22 protein-coding genes and 1 pseudogene are annotated in these 20,313 nt (G+C 72.4%); 20 read left to right on the top strand and 3 right to left on the bottom strand.

The genetic code is table 11. The features are described 5' to 3' along the window. The 4 genes from JWN97_RS01675 to JWN97_RS01660 all read left to right on the top strand — a co-directional run. Positions 1-1,275 (top strand): HD domain-containing protein (locus JWN97_RS01675; RefSeq protein WP_297617188.1); only part of this gene is annotated, 1,275 nt, incomplete at its 5' end. A 115-nt stretch (positions 1,276-1,390) separates the two neighbouring features. After that, entirely contained in the window at positions 1,391-2,956 is a 1,566-nt protein-coding gene (gene ffh, locus JWN97_RS01670) for a signal recognition particle protein (protein ID WP_297617186.1), read from the top strand. Between the two features lie 23 nt (positions 2,957-2,979). Next, positions 2,980-3,129 (top strand): aminopeptidase, encoded by a 150-nt coding sequence (locus tag JWN97_RS01665; RefSeq protein ID WP_297617183.1) that lies wholly within the window; start codon positions 2,980-2,982, stop codon positions 3,127-3,129. 1 nt (position 3,130) lies between these two features. Continuing rightward, positions 3,131-3,493 (top strand): hypothetical protein, encoded by a 363-nt coding sequence (locus JWN97_RS01660; protein ID WP_297617180.1) that lies wholly within the window; start codon positions 3,131-3,133, stop codon positions 3,491-3,493. A 19-nt stretch (positions 3,494-3,512) separates the two neighbouring features. On the opposite strand, the gene JWN97_RS01655 is transcribed toward JWN97_RS01660, so the two are convergent. Continuing rightward, positions 3,513-4,700 (bottom strand): ROK family protein, encoded by a 1,188-nt coding sequence (locus JWN97_RS01655; protein ID WP_297617177.1) that lies wholly within the window; start codon positions 4,698-4,700, stop codon positions 3,513-3,515. Between the two features lie 141 nt (positions 4,701-4,841). On the opposite strand from JWN97_RS01655, the gene JWN97_RS01650 reads away from it, so the two are divergent. Further along, entirely contained in the window at positions 4,842-6,857 is a 2,016-nt protein-coding gene (locus JWN97_RS01650) for a glycoside hydrolase family 3 protein (protein WP_297617174.1), read from the top strand. 95 nt (positions 6,858-6,952) lie between these two features. Beyond that, complete coding sequence (locus JWN97_RS01645) at positions 6,953-8,035, top strand: amidohydrolase family protein (RefSeq protein WP_297617170.1); 1,083 nt, start codon at positions 6,953-6,955, stop codon at positions 8,033-8,035. Here JWN97_RS01645 and JWN97_RS01640 read toward each other — a convergent pair. After that, positions 8,019-8,900, bottom strand: a complete 882-nt coding sequence (locus JWN97_RS01640; RefSeq protein ID WP_297617167.1) for a VanW family protein — start codon at positions 8,898-8,900, stop codon at positions 8,019-8,021. The genes JWN97_RS01645 and JWN97_RS01640 overlap by 17 nt on opposite strands. Before the next feature lie 47 nt (positions 8,901-8,947). On the opposite strand from JWN97_RS01640, the gene JWN97_RS01635 reads away from it, so the two are divergent. From JWN97_RS01635 to JWN97_RS01575, 13 genes are all read left to right on the top strand, one after another. Further along, positions 8,948-9,466, top strand: coding sequence for a GNAT family protein (locus JWN97_RS01635; protein WP_297617164.1), 519 nt, complete (start codon positions 8,948-8,950; stop codon positions 9,464-9,466). Positions 9,467-9,656: 190 nt separating this feature from the next. After that, positions 9,657-10,193, top strand: a complete 537-nt coding sequence (gene rpsP, locus JWN97_RS01630; protein ID WP_297617162.1) for a 30S ribosomal protein S16 — start codon at positions 9,657-9,659, stop codon at positions 10,191-10,193. A 5-nt stretch (positions 10,194-10,198) separates the two neighbouring features. Then, entirely contained in the window at positions 10,199-10,441 is a 243-nt protein-coding gene (locus tag JWN97_RS01625) for an RNA-binding protein (RefSeq protein WP_129426172.1), read from the top strand. A gap of 83 nt (positions 10,442-10,524) precedes the next feature. Beyond that, positions 10,525-11,103 carry a ribosome maturation factor RimM gene (gene rimM, locus JWN97_RS01620; RefSeq protein WP_297617160.1) on the top strand — a complete coding sequence of 193 codons (579 nt, stop codon included), beginning with the start codon at positions 10,525-10,527 and terminating at the stop codon, positions 11,101-11,103. Next, complete coding sequence (gene trmD, locus JWN97_RS01615) at positions 11,100-12,266, top strand: tRNA (guanosine(37)-N1)-methyltransferase TrmD (protein WP_297617156.1); 1,167 nt, start codon at positions 11,100-11,102, stop codon at positions 12,264-12,266. Before rimM ends, trmD begins: the two co-directional genes overlap by 4 nt. Before the next feature lie 185 nt (positions 12,267-12,451). After that, on the top strand, positions 12,452-12,802 hold the full coding sequence (gene rplS / locus JWN97_RS01610; protein ID WP_297617152.1) for a 50S ribosomal protein L19: 351 nt from the start codon (positions 12,452-12,454) through the stop codon (positions 12,800-12,802). Positions 12,803-12,859: 57 nt separating this feature from the next. Further along, complete coding sequence (gene lepB / locus JWN97_RS01605; protein ID WP_297617149.1) at positions 12,860-13,675, top strand: signal peptidase I; 816 nt, start codon at positions 12,860-12,862, stop codon at positions 13,673-13,675. 29 nt (positions 13,676-13,704) lie between these two features. Further along, complete coding sequence (locus JWN97_RS01600; RefSeq protein WP_297617193.1) at positions 13,705-14,415, top strand: ribonuclease HII; 711 nt, start codon at positions 13,705-13,707, stop codon at positions 14,413-14,415. Beyond that, on the top strand, positions 14,412-14,720 hold the full coding sequence (locus JWN97_RS01595) for a DUF2469 domain-containing protein (RefSeq protein WP_297617146.1): 309 nt from the start codon (positions 14,412-14,414) through the stop codon (positions 14,718-14,720). The genes JWN97_RS01600 and JWN97_RS01595 overlap by 4 nt, the downstream gene beginning before the upstream one ends. A 140-nt stretch (positions 14,721-14,860) precedes the next feature. Next, positions 14,861-15,262 carry a YraN family protein gene (locus tag JWN97_RS01590; RefSeq protein ID WP_297617144.1) on the top strand — a complete coding sequence of 134 codons (402 nt, stop codon included), beginning with the start codon at positions 14,861-14,863 and terminating at the stop codon, positions 15,260-15,262. Continuing rightward, complete coding sequence (locus JWN97_RS01585; protein ID WP_297617141.1) at positions 15,262-16,866, top strand: YifB family Mg chelatase-like AAA ATPase; 1,605 nt, start codon at positions 15,262-15,264, stop codon at positions 16,864-16,866. Before JWN97_RS01590 ends, JWN97_RS01585 begins: the two co-directional genes overlap by 1 nt. Further along, positions 16,863-17,984 (top strand): DNA-processing protein DprA, encoded by a 1,122-nt coding sequence (gene dprA / locus JWN97_RS01580; RefSeq protein ID WP_297617138.1) that lies wholly within the window; start codon positions 16,863-16,865, stop codon positions 17,982-17,984. Before JWN97_RS01585 ends, dprA begins: the two co-directional genes overlap by 4 nt. A 115-nt stretch (positions 17,985-18,099) precedes the next feature. After that, positions 18,100-18,999: a tyrosine recombinase XerC gene (locus JWN97_RS01575; protein WP_297617191.1), complete on the top strand. Its 900-nt coding sequence runs from the start codon at positions 18,100-18,102 to the stop codon at positions 18,997-18,999. 26 nt (positions 19,000-19,025) lie between these two features. On the opposite strand, the gene JWN97_RS01570 is transcribed toward JWN97_RS01575, so the two are convergent. After that, entirely contained in the window at positions 19,026-19,610 is a 585-nt protein-coding gene (locus JWN97_RS01570; RefSeq protein WP_297617135.1) for a M23 family metallopeptidase, read from the bottom strand. Between the two features lie 440 nt (positions 19,611-20,050). On the opposite strand from JWN97_RS01570, the pseudogene rpsB reads away from it, so the two are divergent. Continuing rightward, a pseudogene (rpsB, locus tag JWN97_RS01565) lies at positions 20,051-20,313 on the top strand (30S ribosomal protein S2); the annotation flags it as partial.

The following is a 20,313-nucleotide window of genomic DNA, read 5'->3' as shown; positions in this document are numbered from 1 at the left end:
CTGGCGCCCGCGACGGCCGCCCGCCTGGTCCGCGAGGGGGCGGAGCTCCCGGTGCCGTGGTCGGCGCCCGCGCGCGACGCCCTCGTCCGGCTGCTGGCCAGCGGTCCCGGCCTGCTCCCGGTCTGGGACACCCTTGACGAGATCGGCGGGATCGCGACGTTCCTGCCCGAGTGGGAGCAGATCCGGCTGCTGCCGCACGCCTCGGCGATCCACCGCTTCACGGTGGACCGGCACGTGGTCGAGACCTGCGCGGAGGCCGGCACCCTCATCCGCGGCGTACGCCGTCCCGACCTGCTGCTGGTCGCCGCGCTGCTCCACGACATCGGCAAGGGCTCGCTGCACGACCACTCCGTCGCAGGCGAGCCGCTGGCGCGCAAGGTGGTGGCGCGGATGGGCTTCACCGACCTCGACGCCGAGGTCGTCGCGTCCCTGGTCCGCTGGCACCTGCTCCTCGCCACCCTCGCCACCACCCGCGACCCCGACGACCCGGCGACCACCGCCGAGCTGCTCACCCACGTCCCCGACGGCGCCAGCCTCGAGCTGCTCCGTGCGCTCACCGAGGCCGACGCCCGGGCCACGTCCTCCGCGGCCTGGACCGCGTGGCGGGCCTCGCTCATCGACCGGCTGGTCTCGCGGGCCGGCACGGCGCTCGGCGCCGAGATCTCCCACGTGGTCCCGGTCGGGTCGCTGCCCGTGCCCGACGTCGTACGCCGTGACCCCGGCGCGGTCTCCGTCGAGATCACGCCCCACGACGTCGGCGCGACCGTCACCGTGATCGCGGCCGACCGGGTCGGGCTGCTCGCCGACGTCGCCGGGGGTCTGGCGGCGCTGCGGGTGCCGGTGCACGCCGCCCGGGCGTGGGCGCAGGTCGACGCCGAGGGGGAGTGGGCCGTCAGTGCGTGGGAGGTGCCCGACGCCTACCTCGACGCCACCGTCGTCCGTGAGCGGATCCGGCGCGTGGTCGAGGGCAGCCAGCGCTTCCCCGACCTGTCCCCGCTCGCCGTCGACGAGCTGCCACCGATCGTCGAGGTGCGTCCCGACGCGTCGCGGGCCTCGCTCGTGCTGGAGATCCGCACCTCCGACCGGCTGGGCGTGGTCCACCGCGTCCTCACCACGCTCGCGGGGCTCGGCCTGACCGTGGCCTCCGCGCACGTGTCGACGCTCGGCCCGCAGGCGGTGGACGTGTTCTACGTCCAGGAGGTCGGCGGCGTGCGCCCCACCGAGGAGCGTGCCGCGGCCGCTGCCCACGCCGTGCGCACCGCGCTCGGCGGCTGACGCCCGCCGACCACGGGCCGCGGCCGTCGAGGCGGGGCGGACCGGGTCCGGCGGCTAGGCTTGACCGTCGTACGACTCCTGACTTCAGCCACCGATGCGAGGGACTGACCCAACCGTGTTCGCCACACTCTCCGACCGCCTTGCCGACACCTTCAAGAACCTGCGGGGCAAGGGTCGGCTCTCCGAGGCCGACATCGACGCCACCGCGCGCGAGATCCGCATCGCGCTGCTCGAGGCCGACGTGGCGCTGCCGGTCGTCAAGGAGTTCGTGGGCGCGGTCAAGGAGCGGGCGCGCTCCGAGGAGGTCAGCGGCGCCCTCAACCCCGGCCAGCAGATCATCAAGATCGTCCACGACGAGCTCGTGACGATCCTCGGCGGCGAGACCCGTCGGCTGCGCTACGCCAAGTCGGGCCCCACCGTGATCATGCTCGCGGGCCTCCAGGGTGCGGGCAAGACGACGCTCGCGGCCAAGCTCGCGCTGTGGCTCAAGGACCAGGACAAGACCCCGATGCTCGTGGCCGCGGACCTGCAGCGGCCCAACGCCGTCCAGCAGCTCCAGGTCAACGGCGAGCGTGTCGGCGTGCCGGTCTTCGCCCCCGAGCCCGGCAACGGCACCGGCGACCCGGTCGACGTCGCGCGTGCCTCGATCGAGGAGGCGAAGCGCAAGCTCCACGACGTCGTCATCATCGACACCGCGGGTCGTCTCGGCGTCGACGAGACGCTGATGCAGCAGGCCGCCGACATCCGCGACGCGGTCCGGCCCGACGAGGTGCTCTTCGTCGTCGACGCGATGATCGGCCAGGACGCGGTCACGACCGCGCAGGCCTTCCTCGACGGCGTGGGCTACGACGGCGTGGTGCTCACCAAGCTCGACGGCGACGCCCGCGGTGGTGCGGCGCTGTCGATCCGCTCGATCACCGGCAAGCCGGTCATGTTCGCCTCCAGCGGCGAGAAGATGACCGACTTCGACACCTTCCACCCCGACCGGATGGCCTCCCGCATCCTCGACATGGGCGACATGCTCACCCTGATCGAGCAGGCCGAGAAGGCCTTCGACTCCGAGCAGTCGATGAAGGCGGCCGAGAAGCTCGCCACCAAGGGCGGCTTCACCCTGGAGGACTTCCTCCAGCAGATGATGCAGATCCGCAAGCTCGGCTCGATGACCAAGATCATGGGGATGCTCCCCGGCATGGGTCAGTTCCGCGACCAGCTGGAGAACTTCGACGAGCGCGAGATCGACCGCATCCAGGCGATCATCCAGTCGATGACGCCGGCCGAGCGTGACAACCCGAAGATCATCGACGGCTCCCGCCGCGCCCGCATCGCCAAGGGCTCGGGCCGGCAGGTCTCCGACGTCAACCAGCTCGTCGACCGCTTCTTCGAGGCGCGCAAGATGATGGAGCAGATGGCGCGCGGCGGCGGGATGCCGGGCATGCCCGGGATGCCCGGCCTCGGCGGCGGCAAGCGTGCCGGTGCCCGGCAGCAGCCCCAGGCCAAGGGCAAGAAGGGCAAGAAGCGGGTGTCCGGCAACCCGGCCAAGGCCGCCCAGCAGAAGGCCGGCGCCGCCGCCTCCGAGAAGGCCGCCAACCCGTTCGGCAACCCCGACGGCGCCGAGGTCGACTACGAGAAGGCCGCCGAGCAGCTCAACCTCCCCAAGGACTTCTCGCAGTTCCTCAAATAGGGCTCAGCTGGTTGGGTGGACGCATGACCGAGCCGTTCGACTCCGGCGTCACCCAGGCCAACACCCATGTCGACATCGTCATCGGCAGCCCCGAGGTGCAGATGGACGGCATCCATGCCGACGGCTCGGTCGTGCCGGTGACCCGGGGCGACGAGTTCGTCCTGAAGGACTGACGTGGGCTCGGTCCTCGTCGTCGACGGCGCCAACGTCGTCGGCTCCGTGCCGGACGGCTGGTGGAAGGACCGCGCGGGTGCCGCGCGCCGCCTGCACGAGCGCCTCCTCGTCGCCGACACGGCGTACGACGTCATCGTGCTCGTGCTGGAGGGCCAGGCCAAGGCCGGTGTCCGGGCCGGGCGCGACGCGCACGTGACGACGGTCCACGCCGCGCGCGACGGCGACGCGGAGATCCGCGAGCAGGCCCGGCGTGCCGCCGAGTCCGGCAGCCGGGTCGTGGTCGTCACCGCCGACCGCGCCCTGGCCGCCAACGTCTCGCCGGCGCAGGTGGTCAGCCCGTCCTGGCTGCTGGACCGGCTCTGAGCCCGGCTCCGGACCCGGGTCAGTCCCCGGCCGTCGCCATCGCGACGGCCATCGTCACCGCCCCCATGATCTCGGCGCGCTCGCCGAGCTCTCCCGAGGTCACCTCGACCGCCTCGGCCGTGGCGGGCTGGGCATAGCGGTCGACCGCGTGGCGTACGGCGTCGACGACCGACGCGGCGCCCCCCAGCGGCCCGCCGATGACGATGATCGAGGGGTTGAGGTGGTTGCAGAGGTCAGCCAGGGCCCGCCCGATCGTGGTGCCCGCGTCGGAGAGCACGCGGCGCACACCCGCGTCGCGGGCCTCGTCGAGCTCCAGCACGAGGGGGAGGGTCAGCTCCTCGTCATGGGCAGGCTGCAGCGACGCCAGCAGGCGGCGGGCGGAGACCCGGGTCTCGAGGCACCCGCGGTTGCCGCAGCGGCACACGTCGCCGTCCTCGCCGATCTGCACGTGGCCCAGCTCACCGGCCATCCCGGTCGCGCCGCGGTGCACGCGCCCGCCGAGGATGAGCCCGGACCCGACCCCGCTGGCGAGCTTCACGTAGACCACGTCGTGGTGGCCTCGTGCCGCACCGTGCCGCACCTCGGCCAGCGCGCCGAGGTTGGCGTCGTTGTCGACGATCACCGGCGCCTGGATGCGTTCCTCGAGCTCGCGCGCGGGGTCGAGCCCGCGCCAGCCCGGCAGGATCCCGGTGCTGACCGTGCCGGTCTCGCGGTCGATCGGGGCGGGCACGCACATCCCGGCGCCGTGCAGCCCGGACGCGGCGAGACCCGCGTCCGCCAGCGCCGTGCGGATCATGGTCGCAGCGACGTCCAGCGTGGACAGGCCCGCCATGTCGACGTCGAGGCGGCGTACGCGCTCTGCGAGGACCTCGCCGGTGGGCCCCGCCGCGGCGACCCGGACGTGCCCGTGACCGATGTCGACGCCGACGACGCCGCCGGGGGGTGTGGCCAGCTCGACCAGCACCGGCGGCCTCCCGGAGCCGCCCTTGTGCGGCCGGCCCTGCGCGGTCTCGCGGACCTGTCCGCCCTCGAGCATCTCGTTGACCAGGCTGGACACCGTGGTGGCGGACAGGCCGCTCGACCGCGACAGCTGGGCCCGGCTCTGCGGCCCGTCAGCGACGAGGTGGGCGACGACGAGCCGCCGGTTGGCGCGACGCAGGTCCTCCAACGAGCCTCCGCGGGCACGAGTGGGAGACGGAGTCGGCACGGGGGACTCTTTTCTGCGGGAAGCGGAGGAAAGATCGCGATCGCGGAGACCTTTCGTCATTGACGCGCACGATAGCTGCTTCCTACGTTCGATGTGACGGGCGTCACTCGGCGCCTTCGACTCGGGCAAGGGAGCACCACCATGCAACGACCACATCTGTCCATCCGCGCGCGCGGCGCCGTCGGCGCGTTCGCCGCTGCGGCACTGACCGCCGGCCTGCTGGCCGCCGTCACCGCTCCGTCCGAGGCCGGCGGGCAGGCCCCGACGGCGACGCGGTCCACCGATGCACTGCCCTACCGCGACGCGCGCCTGTCCACGCGCAAGCGGGTCGAGGACCTGCTCGCCCGGATGACCCTGGCCGAGAAGATCGGCCAGATGGCGCAGGCCGAACGACTCGACGTGGACGCCGACACGTCCCTCATCACGACCTACGGGCTGGGCAGCCTGCTCTCGGGCGGTGGCTCCACTCCCCAGCCCAACACGGCGACGGCGTGGGCGGACATGGTCGATCGCTACCAGCAGGCCGCACTGGAGACCCGCCTGGGCATCCCGCTGATCTACGGCGTGGACTCCGTGCACGGGCACAGCAACCTCGTGGGCGCCACGGTCTTCCCCCACAACATCGGCCTCGGAGCGACCCGCGACCCGCGACTCGTCGAGCGGATCGCCGAGATCACCGCGGAGGAGACTCGCGCCTCAGGCCCCCAGTGGGCGTTCGCGCCGTGCCTGTGCGTCGCTCGTGACGACCGGTGGGGGCGGACCTACGAGTCGTTCGGTGAGTCTCCCGACCTGGTGACGTCGATGACCACGGCCATCCGCGGCCTCCAGGGGCGCCGTGGCCAGCTCGACGACAACGACCACGTCCTGGCCACGGCCAAGCACTTCGCCGGCGACGGCCTCACGTCCTACGACGAGTCGGTCGTCGGCACGGGCGCGTACCCGATCGACCAGGGAGTCACCGAGGTCGACCGGACGACCTTCGACGAGCTGGCCCTTGCGCCGTACTGGCCGGCGATCCGGAAGTACGACGTCGGGTCGGTGATGCCGTCGTTCTCCAGCGTCGACTGGACCGAGGACGGGCTCGGCAACCCCGTCAAGATGCACGCCAACCGCGAGCTGCTCACCGACACGCTCAAGGGCGAGATGCGCTTCGACGGCATCGTCATCTCCGACTGGCGCGCGATCCGACAGCTGCCCGGCACCTATCGCGACCAGGTCGAGGCCTCCGTCCTCGCCGGCGTCGACATGTTCATGGAGCCGATCCAGGCGCCCAACAACCCGTCGGGCTGGGACGAGTTCATCCCGACCCTGACCGACCTCGTCGACAGCGGCGAGGTGCCGGTCTCGCGGATCGACGACGCGGTGTCGCGGATCCTGACGAAGAAGTTCGAGCTGGGGCTCTTCGAGCACCCGTTCACCGACCGCACGCACGTGTCCGACATCGGCAGCACGAAGCACCGCAAGGTGGCACGCGAGGCGGTCGCGAAGTCGCAGGTGCTGCTCAAGAACGAGCGTCACGCGGTGCCGCTGGCCCGCAAGCAGCCCGTCTACGTCGCCGGCGCCAAGGCCGACAGCATCGGCGACCAGGCCGGTGGCTGGACCGTCACGTGGCAGGGCGGCTCCACCAACGAGATCCCCGGCAACACGATCCTGGACGGCGTGCGCGGCGAGGCGACCCGGGTGACCTGGAGCGCCGACGGCTCGGCGCCGGTGCCGAAGGGTGCCTCTGCGGTGGTCGTCGTCGGTGAGACGCCGTACGCCGAGGGCTTCGGTGACGTCGGCGGCCCGCAGTGGGCCTACGACCCGGGCGACAACGGCGTACCGCGTCCCGCCCAGACGATGGAGCTGTCCCCGTCCGACCAGGGACTGGTGCGCTCGGTCTGCTCGAAGGTCGAGACGTGCGTGGTGGTGCTCCTGTCCGGACGCCCGATCGTGATCGACCCGTCGCTGCTCGACTCGATCGACGCGCTGCAGGCAGCGTGGCTGCCGGGCAGCCAGGGGGAGGGCGTCACCGACGTGCTCTTCGGCCGCAAGCCCTACCTCGGCAAGCTGCCCGTGAGCTGGCCCCGCAGCGTCGCGCAGGAGCCGATCAACGTCGGCGACGCCGACTACGACCCGCTGTTCCCCTACGGCTTCGGCAAGCGCACGCGTCGCTGACCCCCCGGACCCGTGGCGCGGCCTTTCGGGGTCGGGCCACGGGCACTCCCGGCGGGTGCCTCCCGCGCGGTACGGGCGCTCGCTAGGGTCGGCCCATGCCTCACGCGACTGCCCAGCGCTTCCGTGGCCCGGTCCTGCCGGACGGGGAGGTCCGCGACCTCTACGTCGTGGACGGCCGGATCACCTACGAGCCGCAGGCGGGGGCCGACACGGTCGCCGAGGGGTGGATCGTGCCCGGCCTGGTGGACGCCCACTGCCACCTCGGGCTCGACGACTTCGGCCCCGTGGACGAGGCCGCGACCGAGCAGCAGGCGCTCGACGACCGCGACGGGGGAGCGCTGCTCATCCGCGACGCCGGATCGGCCGCCGACACCCGCTGGGTGCACGACCGCGACGACCTGCCGCGGCTGATCCGCTGCGGGCGCCACATCGCGGCGACGAGGCGCTACATCCGCGGCTACGCGCACGAGGTCGAGCCCGACCAGCTGGCGACGTACGCCGCCCAGGAGGCGCGCAACGGCGACGGGTGGATCAAGCTGGTCGGCGACTGGATCTCCCGCGAGGAGGGGGACCTGACGCCCTCGTTCCCGGCGCAGGCGTTCGCCGACGCGATCGAGGCCGCCCACGCCCACGGGGCCAAGGTCACCGCCCACTGCTTCGGCCACGGGGTGCTGCCCGGCCTGATCGAGGCCGGCATCGACTGCATCGAGCACGGCACCGGTCTCACCGAGGACCTGATCGACGCCATGGTCGAGCACGGCACCCGTCTCGTGCCGACGGTCATGCAGCTCGACAAGTTCCCCCAGCACGCGGCGGCGGGGGCGGAGAAGTTCCCCGGCTACGCCGCGACCATGACCGACCTCTACGCCCGGATGCCTGCCACGATCATGGCCGCCTACGAGGCCGGGGTGCCGATCTACGCCGGTTCCGACGGTGGCGGCATCAGCCGCCACGGCAACATCGCGGGGGAGATCGAGGCGCTGGTGCGCATCGGCATCCCGGCCCACGACGCACTGGGCGCCGCGAGCTGGCGGGCACGCGAGTGGCTCGGCGTGGACGGCCTCGTCGAGGGCGCGTCGGCCGACTTCGTCGTCTATCCCCGAGATCCCGTGGCGGACCTGTCCGTCCTGCGGGAGCCGACCTGCACCGTGCTCCGGGGCGTCAGCCGACGTCGATGACGTCCACGCCCGGATCGGGCTCGTAGACGACCAGCGCGCAGTTGGACCTGACCAGCTCCTCGCCGACCTGGTCGCCAGTGTGACGGTCGATGACCCGTCGCCAGATCTGGTTGCGCCGGTAGACCTGGCCCTCGCGGCGCAGGAACTGCTCCTCGCGCGCCTCGACCCTGAAGGAGTGTGCGGGCGGCACGTCGGTGCGCAGCTGGCCATGCAGGTAGCGGTCGCCGACCCAGGAGCGGAGCTGGAAGGCGTGCTCGGTGTCGTTGCGCACGACCAGGTCGACGTAGTTGTAGACGATCGAGCAGCCGACGCCCCACGGCTGCACGCGCCCCCGGTCCGGGAACGGGTCGAAGGAGTGCTCCGAGCGCTCCACGACCGTCAGCGGGGAGTGCAGCACCATCCAGTGGACCAGGTTGGCCAGCTGGCAGATGCCGCCACCGACCCCTGACCCGGCCGCGCCGTTGGCGAGCTTCATCCCGTCGACGTATCCCTTGCGCCGGGTGCAGTTGCCCACGACCCGGTTGAACGACATCGTCTCGCCCGGTGCGATCACCAGGCCGTCCATCCGCGAGGCGGCCAGGCGCAGGTTGGTGACCTTGTTGTGCTGGAGGTGCATCCGGTCGGGGTCGAGCTCGCGCAGCAGCAACGAGCCGTGCTGCTTGAGCCGCACCGGCAGGTCGACGTCGTCGTGGCGTGCCGCCCACACGACCCGGCCCGACCACGCGTCCCGCACCCACTGCGTACGCCGTCGGGCGCGGTGCACGGCCATCGCCGCGGGCAGCAGCCACGGGTGGCGCTGGGTCAGGCGCGGGGGAGCGGTGAGGCGGGTCGGCAGCTCCAGAGGCTCGACGTGCGCGGTGGTCATGCTCTGGGGACGCCGCCGACGGTGCTCTGGTTGCGCGGAACCGGTTTGTGGCCCGGCCCCGCAGCGATGAGGATGCCCCGGCCGGCCAGCTCTCGCGCAACACCGCCGCCTACCACTGGGGCAAGCGCTCGACGTTCTCGCCCGAGGACTTCTGCCTCGACCTCGCCGTGCTCCTCGACGGGCGGGTGATCGGTTGCCAGGGAGTCGCGGCGAAGCACTTCCCGGTGACCCGCACCGGCGAGACCGGCTCGTGGCTCGGACGCGAGTTCCAGGGACGGGGGATCGGTACGGCGATGCGCCGGGCGATGTGCGCCCTGCTGTTCGACCACCTCGGGTTCGAGGAGATCACCTCGGCGGCGTTCCTCGACAACCCCGCCTCCCTCGCCGTCTCGCGCAAGGTCGGCTACCAGCCGACCGGGATCAGCCGGATCAAGCGTCGCGAGGGTGAGCTCGCGCTCAACCAGGGCCTCGTCCTCACCCCCGACGACTTCGTCCGTGGCGACGTCGCGGTCGAGGTCACCGGTGCCGCGCCCGTGCGCTCCTTCCTCGGGCTCGACGCCGCCTGAGGGCCCTCGTGCGGCTCGCAGGTGCACCGGATTGGTGGCCCACGGCGTACGTCTGGCAGACTCTCCCCACGTGTCCTGCGCGCCCGGACCCTCTCATCCGAGCACGCAGCGCCCATCGAGCGACCAGACCCGGTGCCCCACCTGGCGAGGGTCGCTCACCCACGACAATTTCTGAGGAGACACCACAAACGTGGCCGTCAAGATTCGTTTGAAGCGCCTGGGCAAGATCCGGGTGCCGCAGTACCGCATCGTCGTCGTCGACTCGCGCAAGAAGCGCGACGGCCGGGTGCTCGAGGAGATCGGCAAGTACCACCCGAAGGAGGAGCCCTCCTTCATCGAGGTGACCTCCGACCGGGCGCAGTACTGGCTCGGCGTCGGCGCCCAGCCCTCCGAGGCCGTCGAGGCCATCCTCAAGGTCACCGGTGACTGGCAGAAGTTCAAGGGCCTGCCGGGCGCCGAGGGCACCCTCAAGGTCAAGGAGCCCAAGCGCGCCAAGATCGACATCTTCAACGAGGCCCTCAAGGAGGCCGCCTCGGAGCCCAAGGGCGCCGCGGTGACCTCCAAGAAGAAGTCCGAGAAGGCCGAGAAGGTCGAGGAGCCCGCCGCCGAGGCGCCTGCCGAGACCCCCGCCGAGGTTCCGGCTTCGGAGACTCCTGAGGGTGCTGCCGAGGCCGCGGAGGCCACCGAGACGGTGACCGCCGAGGACGCCGGCAAGAGCGAGGCGTGAGCGACGTGCTGGCCGAGGCTCTCGAGCACCTCGTGCGTGGCGTCGTCGACCACCCCGACGACGTCGTGGTCCGCGACAAGCAGCTGCGTCGTGGCTCGATCCTCGAGGTCCGGGTGCACCCCGACGACCTCGGCAAGGTGATCGGCCGCAACGGCCGCACCGCGACGGCGTTCCGCACCGTCGTCTCGGCCCTCGCGGGCCGTGGCGGTGCCCGGGTCGACTTCGTCGACACCGACCGTCGCCGCTGAACGGCACCACAGCCTGATCGACGGGCGTCACCCCTGCCGGGGTGGCGCCCGTCGCGCATCTCCAGCCCCTCTACGCTGACCGCGTGAGCGATCAGCAACAGGGCAGCATCGAGGTCGTGGTCGGCCGCATCGGCAAGCCCCACGGCATCCGCGGCGAGGTCACCCTCGACGTACGCACCGACGAGCCCGACCGGCGCTTCGCCCCCGGTACGACGATGCGCGCCGAGGCGCCCGCCGGCGCCGACCGCCGCCCCGCCTCCCTCACCGTGGCCCGGGCGCGGTGGCACCAGAGCACGCTCCTGGTCAGCTTCGAGGAGCTCGCCGACCGCAACGCCGCCGAGGCGGTCCGGGGCACCGTCCTGTTCGCCACGATCGGCCACGACGAGGTGCCCGAGGACCCGGAGGAGTACTACGACCACCAGCTCATCGGGCTTGCGGTCGTCGACGTGGACGGCACGCCCCTGGGCGAGGTGAAGGCCGTCGTCCACGGCTCCGCCCAGGACCTGCTGACCGTGCGCACCCCCGACGGGCGCGACACCCTCGTGCCGTTCGTGTCCGCGCTCGTCCCGGAGGTCGACCTGGCCGCCGGTCGCGTCGTGGTCGCCGACCGGCCAGGCCTGGTCACCCCGTTCCCCGAGGACGCGACCGGGGACGAGTCGTGAGGATCGACGTCGTCACGATCTTCCCCGACTACCTCGCCCCCCTGGCGCTGAGCCTGCCCGGCAAGGCACGCGACAAGGGCCTGCTCGACCTCGCCGTGCACGACCTGCGCGACTGGACGACCGACCGTCACCACACCGTCGACGACACGCCGTACGGCGGCGGCGCCGGGATGGTCATGAAGCCCGAGCCGTGGGGCCACGCGCTCGACGACCTCGCGCACGGCGCGACCATCGTCTTCACGACCCCGAGCGGAGAGCCGTTCACCCAGCAGGTCGCCCACGAGCTCAGCGCCCACGAGCACCTCGTCTTCGCGTGCGGCCGCTACGAGGGCATCGACCAGCGGGTCATGGAGCACGCCGCCACGATCGGCACGGTGCGCGAGCTGTCCCTGGGCGACTACGTCCTCAACGGCGGCGAGGTCGCCGCGCTCGCCATCACCGAGGCCGTCGTCCGCCTGCTGCCGGGGTTCATGGGCAACGCCGAGTCGCTGGTCGAGGAGTCGCACGCCGACGGCCTCCTCGAATATCCGGTCTACACCAAGCCTGCGTCCTGGCAGGGCCGCGACGTCCCCGAGGTGCTGCTCTCCGGCGACCACGGCCGGATCGCGGCCTGGCGACGCGAGCAGGCCGAGCGGCGCACTGCCGAGCGCCGGCCCGACCTGCTCCCGCGGACCGGGACGGTCGCCGGCCTCGCCGGCCTCGACGTACGCCCCGCCGTCCCGGCCGACGCCGGTGAGGTCTACACCCTCCAGCGCGCCTGCTGGCTCCAGGAGATGGAGGTCAACCCCGGCGTGGAGATCCCGGCGCTGCGCGAGTCGCTCGACGACGTACGCCGCGGGCTGGGGGAGTGGACCGTGATGGTCGTCCGCGAGCCGTCCTCCGGGCGCCTCGTCGGTGCCGTGCGGGGGCGCGTCGACGGGCACGGCGAGTGGGACATCGGCCGGATCATGGTCGCGCCCGACCTCCAGGGCCGGGGGCTCGGCCGTGCGCTGCTCGAGCTGATCGAGGGCCTCGCGCCCGCGGGGGTGACGACGTACGTCCTGTTCACCGGGGCGGGGTCGAGCGACAACCTGCGGATGTACAAGAAGGCGGGATTCCGGCTGCGGTCGGACCGCGTGGCTCCGCCGGGGGCCGTCGTGCTCACCAAGCGGATTTCACGGTGACCGTCCCGCTCTGGCAGACTTCACCCTTGGTCCGCTCGAGGCCAGGGTCGCCCGGAAGCACGCCCCGGGGTCCCGCCGCACCGCACCTGCCACAGGGGGCGCGCCGGCCGGCCAGCTCGAGCACCAGCCGAATCCGTCACCACCAATGATCCGCGATTGACCTGTGGCACTCGCGAGGAGCAGTCATGACCAACGTCATCGCCGATCTCGGCAACGCGCTCAAGCGCGACGACATCCCGGCCTTCCGCGCCGGTGACACCGTCAAGGTCCACGTCAAGGTCGTCGAGGGCAGCCGCTCGCGCGTCCAGGTGTTCCAGGGCGTCGTCATCCGCATCCACGGCTCGGGCGTCGGCCGCACGTTCACGGTCCGCAAGATCTCGTTCGGTGTCGGCGTCGAGCGCACCTTCCCGATGCACTCCCCGATCTTCGAGGAGATCGAGGTCGTGACCCGCGGCGACGTGCGTCGCGCCAAGCTCTACTACCTGCGCAACCTGCGCGGCAAGAAGGCGAAGATCAAGGAGCGCCGCGAGGCGTGAGCCCCGACGGCGCGCCGCGAGGCGTGCCTCCGACCAGGGACTCGTTAGTCTCTGCGCGTGACTTCTGATGACCGCGGTTCTGCGTCCACCTCCATGGACGAGGGACCGCGGTCGTCGCGTTCGGGGGACGAGGGCGTGAGCGGCCGCACGCGCAGGAGCAAGCGCAAGCAGCTCCCGCTGTGGCAGGAGACGATCCTGCTGCTGGCCGTCGCGCTGGTGCTCGCCGTCGTCATCAAGACCTTCTTCGTGCAGGCCTTCTACATCCCGTCGGAGTCGATGGAGCCGGGCCTCATCCTCAACGACCGGATCCTGATCCAGAAGGTGTCCTACTGGGGCGACGGCGAGCCCGAGCGCGGTGACGTGGTCGTCTTCAAGGACCCGGGCGGCTGGCTCGGCGCGCTGGACGCCGCCGGACCGACGAACCCGATCGCCCAGGCCATGGCCAAGATCGGCCTCTACCCGACCGGTGGCCACCTGGTGAAGCGGGTCATCGGCGTCGCCGGCGACACGATCGAGTGCTGTGACGACCAGGGCCGCCTGGTCGTCAACGGCGTGCCGCTCGAGGAGGACGCCTACGTCAAGCGCAGCGGCGCCTCCTGCAACGGGCCGATGGTCAACCAGTGCCGCACGGACTGGACGGTCGGCCCGATCCCCGAGGGCCACATCTTCGTGATGGGCGACAACCGCTCGCAGTCGGCCGACTCCTCGTTCCACATGTGCAAGGACGACGAGACCGAGTGCGTCCCGGGGGACGAGTTCGTCCCCGTCGACCTGGTCGTCGGCAAGGTCTTCGTGCTCCTGTGGCCGGCCGACCGCTTCCGCTGGAACACCCGTCCGGCCACGTTCGAGGACGTGCCGGACCCGACGTCGTGAGCGGGCCGCCCCAGCCCCTGCCGGGCGGCGTGACCGTACGCCGCGACGCGGGGCTCTACGGCTACGAGCGGGCCCTGCGCCGGGCCGGCCTGGAGCCGATCGCCGGGGTCGACGAGGCCGGCCGCGGCGCATGTGCGGGGCCCCTCGTGGCGGGCGCCGTCGTCCTGCCTCCCGGCAAGGCCGGCATCGTGCCCGGGCTCGCCGACAGCAAGCTGCTGACCGAGGCGGCGCGCGAGCGGGTCTACGCCCAGGTCGTCCGCCGAGCCGTGGCCTGGTCCGTGGTGGTGGTCGAGCCCGAGGAGTGCGACCGACTGGGCATGCACGTCGCCAACGTCGAGGCGCTCCGTCGGGCGGTCGCGCGCCTGGGGACCCGGCCGTCGTACGTCCTGACGGACGGCTTTCCCGTCGACGGCCTCGGCGTCCCGGGCCTCGCGGTGTGGAAGGGCGACCGGGTCGCCGCCTGCATCGCCGCCGCCTCCGTCATCGCCAAGGTGACGCGCGACCGGATGATGGTCGACCTCCACGGGTCGTACCCGGCGTACGACTTCGCCACGCACAAGGGCTACTGCACCTCCGAGCACGACGCAGCCCTCGCCCGGCACGGCCCGTCGCCGGTGCACCGGATGCGCTTCGTCAACGTACGACGCGCGGCGGGTCTCGAGCCGATGCCGGAGCCCGAGCTGGATCCGGCCACTAGTGTCAGGCCCGAGCAGCCGGGCACGACGGAGGAGGACGCATGAGCGCCGAGGATCTCGAGAAGTACGAGACCGAGATGGAGCTCAACATCGATCGCGAGTACCGCGACGTGGTCGGCATCTTCAAGTACGTCGTCGAGACCGACCGCCGCTTCTACCTCTGCAACCAGGTCGATGTGAAGGCCCGCTCGGAGAGCGGCGACGTGTTCTTCGAGGTCTCGATGACCGACGCCTGGGTGTGGGACATGTACCGCCCGGCGCGCTTCGCCAAGAACGTCAAGGTGCTGACCTTCAAGGACGTCAACGTGGAGGAGCTCGCCTCCCAGGAGATCGACCCCCTCAAGGACTGAGCCGTTCGCGGGCCACTGGGCGTCCACAGGACGGTCGATCCGCGACCTGTCCACAGCCTCGCGCCCGTTCGCCACCGGTGCGTCGGTGCCGCGCGGTCTGCTGGTGCTTCCCGATCCTGCACGACCGGAAGGCACCCACGATGGCTCGATCCGCTGCTGCGTCACCCTTCACCCCCGACCCCGCCGCCGAGCGCAGGCGCCTGCTGGGCCAGCGCGGCGAGTCGATCGCGGCCCGGCACCTGACCCGGCAGGGGATGGTCCTCCTCGACCGCAACTGGCGCTGCGAGATGGGCGAGATCGACCTGGTGCTGCGTGACGGACAGGTGCTGGTCATTTGCGAGGTGAAGACCCGCACCTCCCTCGACTACGGCTCTCCCCTCGAGGCCGTCAACCAGGCGAAGGCCGACCGGCTCACCCGCTTGGCCTACCGCTGGCTGCGCGAGCACGACTGTCATCCCTCCGACCTGCGCGTCGACGTGGTCGGCGTGCTGGTGCCGCCGGGGCGCCCCGTCGAGATCGAGCACGTGACGGGGATCGGCTGATGGCCTTCGCGACGGCGCGCACCCTGGCGCTGCGGGGAGCGGACGGGCACGTCATCGACGTCCAGGTGGACGCCTCGCCCGGAGTGCCGGCGACGACACTGGTCGGCCGGGGCGACAAGAGCCTGTCGGAGGCGCGCGACCGGGTGCGGATGGCGATCAACAACGACTGCGGCCCGTGGCCGGCGAGCAAGCGGGTGACGATCCTGCTCTCGCCCGCCGACCTGCCCAAGGCCGGCACCCACTACGACCTGGCCATCGCGATCGCCGTCCTGGCCGCCGACAAGGCCCACCAGGAGCTGACGGCCGACCTCCTCGACGGCTGGGCCTTCATCGGTGAGCTGTCCGTGTCCGGCGGGCTGCGACCGGTCCCGGGCGTGCTGCCGATGGTGATCGCGGCCGCCGCCCACGGCATCGACCGGGTCTTCGTGCCAGAGCCGCAGGCGGCCGAGGCCGGACTGGTGCCGGGCATGACCGTGTTCGGCGTGCGTTCGCTCGCCCAGGTCTCTGCCGTGCTCCGCGGGGTGGAGGTGCCCGAGGCGCCGCCCGTGGTCGGGCCGTCCGCCAGCCCGCTGGCGACCTGGCGCGGCGAGGACCGGCTCGACGGTGTCGACCTGCGTGACCTCGACGGCCTGGAGGACGTCCGCTACGCCGTGGAGATCGCCGCCGCGGGCGGTCATCCGCTGATGCTCATCGGCCCCCGCGGCACCGGCAAGACCTCGATCGCGGAGCGGATCCCGTCGATCCTGCCCGACCTCACGGTCGAGCAGTCCCTCGAGGTGACGGCGCTGCACTCGGTGGCCGGGACCCTCCCGTCCGGCGCGGCGCTCCTGCGTCGGCCACCGTGGTTCGCGCCCCACCACAGCGCCAGCGCCGCGAGCGTGCTCGGTGGCGGCACCGGCCGGGTGCGGCCCGGACAGGTGAGCCTGGCCCACCACGGCGTCCTGTTCCTCGACGAGTTCCCGCACTTCCGGGCCGACGTCATCGAGGCGATGCGGCAGCCGCTGGAGTCGGGCGAGGTCACCATCGCGCGCGGCGAGGAGTCGGCCACCTACCCGGCCCGCTCCCTGGTCGTGCTGGCCGCCAACCCGTGCCAGTGCGGGAAGTTCCACGGACTCTCGGGCGGCGACTGCGAGTGCAGCGAGGTCCAGCGCGCCCACTACCGGCGCAAGCTCAGCGGACCGATCGTCGACCGGGTCGACATCTGGATGGAGGTCCGGCCGCAGGGCCCGCGGCGGGGACGAGGCTTCGGCCCACCGAGCGAGTCGTCCGCCGACGTGCGCGCCCGGGTCGAGGACGCGCGCCTGCGCCAGGCCCAGCGCTACCGCGACTGCCCCTGGCAGCTCAACGCATCGGTGCCCGGAGCCGTCCTCGCCGAGCGGTGGCCGCTGGCCCCGGAGGGCCAGCGCATGGTCGACGCCGAGCTGGCCGCCGGCAGGCTCTCCCGGCGTGGCCTCACCCGCGTGCAGCGACTGGCGTGGACCGTCGCCGACTCCTCCGGGGTGGCGCGTCCGGGTGAGCGCGAGGCCGACCTCGCCCTGACCCTGCGCTGCAGCGACGCCACGCGGAGCCTCCCGGCGGACACGACCGCGGCGGCCGCCTCGTGAGCGCGCCGTCGGAGCACGAGCGCCTCGCCCGGGTCGTGCTCAGCTGTGGCGTGGAGCCCGGTGACCTCACCACCTCGACGCTGGTCCGCCAGGAGGGGGCACAGGGTGCGTTGGAGGCCCAGCTCGTGCCCAGACCGGGCAGCGGCCTGTCCGAGCGCCTGCGGGTCATCGATCCGCTCCGACAGCTCGACCAGGCGAGCCGGTGCGGCATCCGCTTCCTCGTCCCCGGTGACCCGGAGTGGCCAGCCGGGCTCGACGACCTCGACCACGGCGCCGAGGTCCAGGGACTCGGCGGCACCCCGCCCGGGATCTGGGTGAAGGGACCGATGCCCCTCACCGAGCTCGCCGGGTCGGTCGCGGTGGTCGGCTCCCGGTCCGCCTCGACCTACGGCGTCGAGATGACCCGGGCCATCTCGGAGTGCCTGGCGCTGTCCGGCGTGCCGGTGGTCTCCGGCGGCGCCAAGGGCATCGACTTCGTCGCCCACGACGCGACCCTCGTCGCAGGCGGAGCCACGGTCGCGGTGCTCGCCTGCGGTGTCGACCGGGTCTACCCCGAGCAGAATCGGCGACTCCTGGCCCACCTCGCCGCCGAGTTCGCCGTGGTCTCCGAGCAGCCGCCGGGGTCGGCGCCCCTCCGGATCCGCTTCCTCGCGCGCAACCGGCTCATCGCCGCGCTCACCCGCGGCACCGTGCTGGTCGAGGCCGCGCTGCGCAGCGGAGCCCTCAACACCGTCGGCTGGGCCGAGCAGCTGAGCCGCACCGTGATGTGCGTCCCGGGCCCGGTCACCAGCTACACCTCGCAGGGCGTCCACCACTGGTTCCGCCGAGGCAGCTCCACGCTCGTGACGCACGGCTCCGAGGTCCTGGAGCTCGTCGGAGCAGCGGGGGACCACCTCGTCGAGGAGCCCCGGGGCGAGGAGCGACCGCGCGACGCGCTGAGCCCGGCCGACCAACGCCTCCTCGAGTGGGTGCCGGTGAGCCAGCCGGCGGGGGCTGTCTCGATCGCCCGGCTGGGCCAGCTCCACATCCGCGACGCCGTCCCCGCGCTGCGTCGGCTCGAGAGGGCCGGCTTCGTCCGGGAGGAGGTGGACGGCTGGCGACTCGCAGGTGCGCGATGACGCCCGCCCGCGCGCCTACGATCGCGGGGTGAGCGACGGGAGCGGCAGCGGGGCCGGGGGTGGCGAGCCCGGAGGAGTCGAGCCCGGACGCGTCGAGGAGGGCCTGCCCGAGCCCATGGTGCGCCTGCTGGGTGACTATGAGCGCCACCTCGTCTCGGAGCGCGACCTCGCCCCGCACACGGTCCGCGCCTACCTCGGCGACATCGCCGGCCTGCTCGACCACTGCGTCCGCCTCGGGCTCGACGACGTCGCCGAGCTCGACCTCCGCACGCTCCGCAGCTGGCTGGCCAAGATGCAGACGACCGGGCGCAGCCGCACCACGATCGCCCGCCGCGCCACGGCGGCGCGGGTGTTCACCGCGTGGCTGCACCGCACCGACCGCCTGCCGATCGACCCGGGTGCGGCACTCGGCTCCCCCAAGAAGCACAAGACGCTGCCGCCCGTGCTCCGCGCCGACGAGGCGGAGGCGCTGATCCGAGCCGCCGCGGATCTCGCCGACGACGGCACGCCTGTCGGCGTCCGCGACGTGGCGATGCTGGAGCTGCTCTACGCGACCGGCATCCGTGTGGGCGAGCTCGTCGGCCTCGACCTCGACGACGTCGACGCCGAGCACCGGGTGGTGCGGGTGTTCGGCAAGGGCCGCAAGGAGCGTGCCGTTCCCTACGGCACCCCGGCCGGGCGGGCGGTCGAGCGCTGGCTCCGGTCCGGGCGCCCGTCGCTGCGGGTCGAGGGGTCGGGCGCCGCGCTCTTCCTCGGGGTGCGTGGGCGACGGATCGACCAGCGGGCGGTCCGTGACCTGGTGCACCGTCGTGTCGCCGACGTGCCGGGCGCGCCGGACATCGGTCCGCACGGGCTGCGCCACACGGCTGCCACCCACCTGCTCGAGGGAGGTGCCGACCTCCGTTCGGTGCAGGAGTTGCTCGGCCACGCCTCACTCGCCACGACGCAACTCTACACCCACGTCACCACCGACCGGCTGCGTCGGGCCTACCAGCAGGCCCACCCAAGGGCCTGACGGGGCGCCCGGCAGGGGGACCCCGTTCACGGCCCGACGTCGGGCGGCCGCCAGCGTTCCAGTGGGGGAGTCCAGGCGAGACGCACGGCGGGTGGCTCCTCGCGCCACAACGGCAGCAGGCGGACCGGTCCTGCGCCGATGAGGGAGACCGGGTCGAGGTAGTCCTCGCCGCTGATCAGTCCCCAGTGCAGGCACGCCGCGGGAAAGCAGTGGCTGTCGGTGACCGTGAGACGCCCGATCACGTCGTCCGCGGCCACCACCTGGCCCGGTTCTACCGAGGCCACGACCGGCTCATAGGTCGTACGCCGTCCTCCGTGCAGCACGGTGACCACCGGCTTGCCGCCGATCGAGCCGGCGAATCCGATGGTGCCGGGCAACGCCGCCCGCACCGCCTGCCCCGGCGTCCCGGCCAGGTCGACCCCGCGGTGGCCGGAGGCGAAGGGGCTGGGTGGGGGCTCGAAGGGGCGTACGACGTCGGGCTCGGGCTCGAGCGGCCACACGCCGTCCGGCCCGTCGGGACCTGCCGCGACGGGGACGGGGGCGACCAGGAGGATGCCCAGCACCAGGGGCAGGAGGAGGACACCGACGACAGCTCGGACGACAGCTCGCATCCGGAGATCCTGCTCGGGTCCGCCCGGGTCCGCGACGCCGCACGGCCGGGCCTGTGGAGGGTCGGCGTCGACCCGTGGCTGGGGACGCCCAGTGGCTCCGGATTCCACGCTCGGCCGCGCTCAGCGCACGCTCAGCGCCCGGTGCCCAGCGATTCGCTCCCACCGGGTCGGTGGCCTACGATGTGTGGAGCAGTCCTCCCGGACTGACTTCGCACGCTCGCAGACCGCGTCGGAATGCATCCCTGGTTCCGGACCGCCCGTGGGCGTCGGTCCTCAGTTCCCACCAGCTCCACCGGTGCGGATCGGATCGGCGTGTGAGCGTCAGGGCACCCGACACCCGTCGCGTGCATGAACTGAAGACAACAGGAGCAACGCTCCCGGCCCGGCCTGTCGCAAGGTCTGGCACATCGGTGAGCGTCTCCGCGAAAACAGGAGAACCCATGGCAGTCGTCACCATGCGCCAGCTGCTCGAGAGCGGCGTCCACTTCGGTCACCAGACCCGTCGCTGGAACCCCAAGATGTAGCGCTTCTTCATGACCGAGCGCTTCGGCATCTACATCATCGACCTGAAGCAGTCGCTCGCCTACATCGACCGCTCCTACGCGTTCGTCAAGGAGACCGTCGCCAAGGGCGGTGTCGTCATGTTCGTCGGCACCAAGAAGCAGGCCCAGGAGGCGATCGCCGAGCAGGCGACCCGCGTCGG

Source organism: Nocardioides sp., assembly GCF_025965415.1.
GTDB lineage: Bacteria > Actinomycetota > Actinomycetes > Propionibacteriales > Nocardioidaceae > Nocardioides.
This window is presented reverse-complemented; position numbering and strand designations above follow the sequence as displayed.

What these genes read in the sequence shown, in the direction of transcription:
- JWN97_RS01665 (WP_297617183.1), top strand. Translation starts at nt 2,980, where the DNA reads ATGACCGAGCCGTTCGACTCCGGCGTCACCCAGGCCAACACCCATGTC.
- JWN97_RS01650 (WP_297617174.1), top strand. Translation starts at nt 4,842, where the DNA reads ATGCAACGACCACATCTGTCCATCCGCGCGCGCGGCGCCGTCGGCGCG.
- JWN97_RS01645 (WP_297617170.1), top strand. Translation starts at nt 6,953, where the DNA reads ATGCCTCACGCGACTGCCCAGCGCTTCCGTGGCCCGGTCCTGCCGGAC.
- JWN97_RS01640 (WP_297617167.1), bottom strand. Translation starts at nt 8,900, where the DNA reads ATGACCACCGCGCACGTCGAGCCTCTGGAGCTGCCGACCCGCCTCACC.
- rplS (WP_297617152.1), top strand. Translation starts at nt 12,452, where the DNA reads ATGACCAACGTCATCGCCGATCTCGGCAACGCGCTCAAGCGCGACGAC.
- JWN97_RS01595 (WP_297617146.1), top strand. Translation starts at nt 14,412, where the DNA reads ATGAGCGCCGAGGATCTCGAGAAGTACGAGACCGAGATGGAGCTCAAC.
- JWN97_RS01590 (WP_297617144.1), top strand. Translation starts at nt 14,861, where the DNA reads ATGGCTCGATCCGCTGCTGCGTCACCCTTCACCCCCGACCCCGCCGCC.
- JWN97_RS01585 (WP_297617141.1), top strand. Translation starts at nt 15,262, where the DNA reads ATGGCCTTCGCGACGGCGCGCACCCTGGCGCTGCGGGGAGCGGACGGG.
- JWN97_RS01575 (WP_297617191.1), top strand. Translation starts at nt 18,100, where the DNA reads ATGGTGCGCCTGCTGGGTGACTATGAGCGCCACCTCGTCTCGGAGCGC.
- JWN97_RS01570 (WP_297617135.1), bottom strand. Translation starts at nt 19,610, where the DNA reads ATGCGAGCTGTCGTCCGAGCTGTCGTCGGTGTCCTCCTCCTGCCCCTG.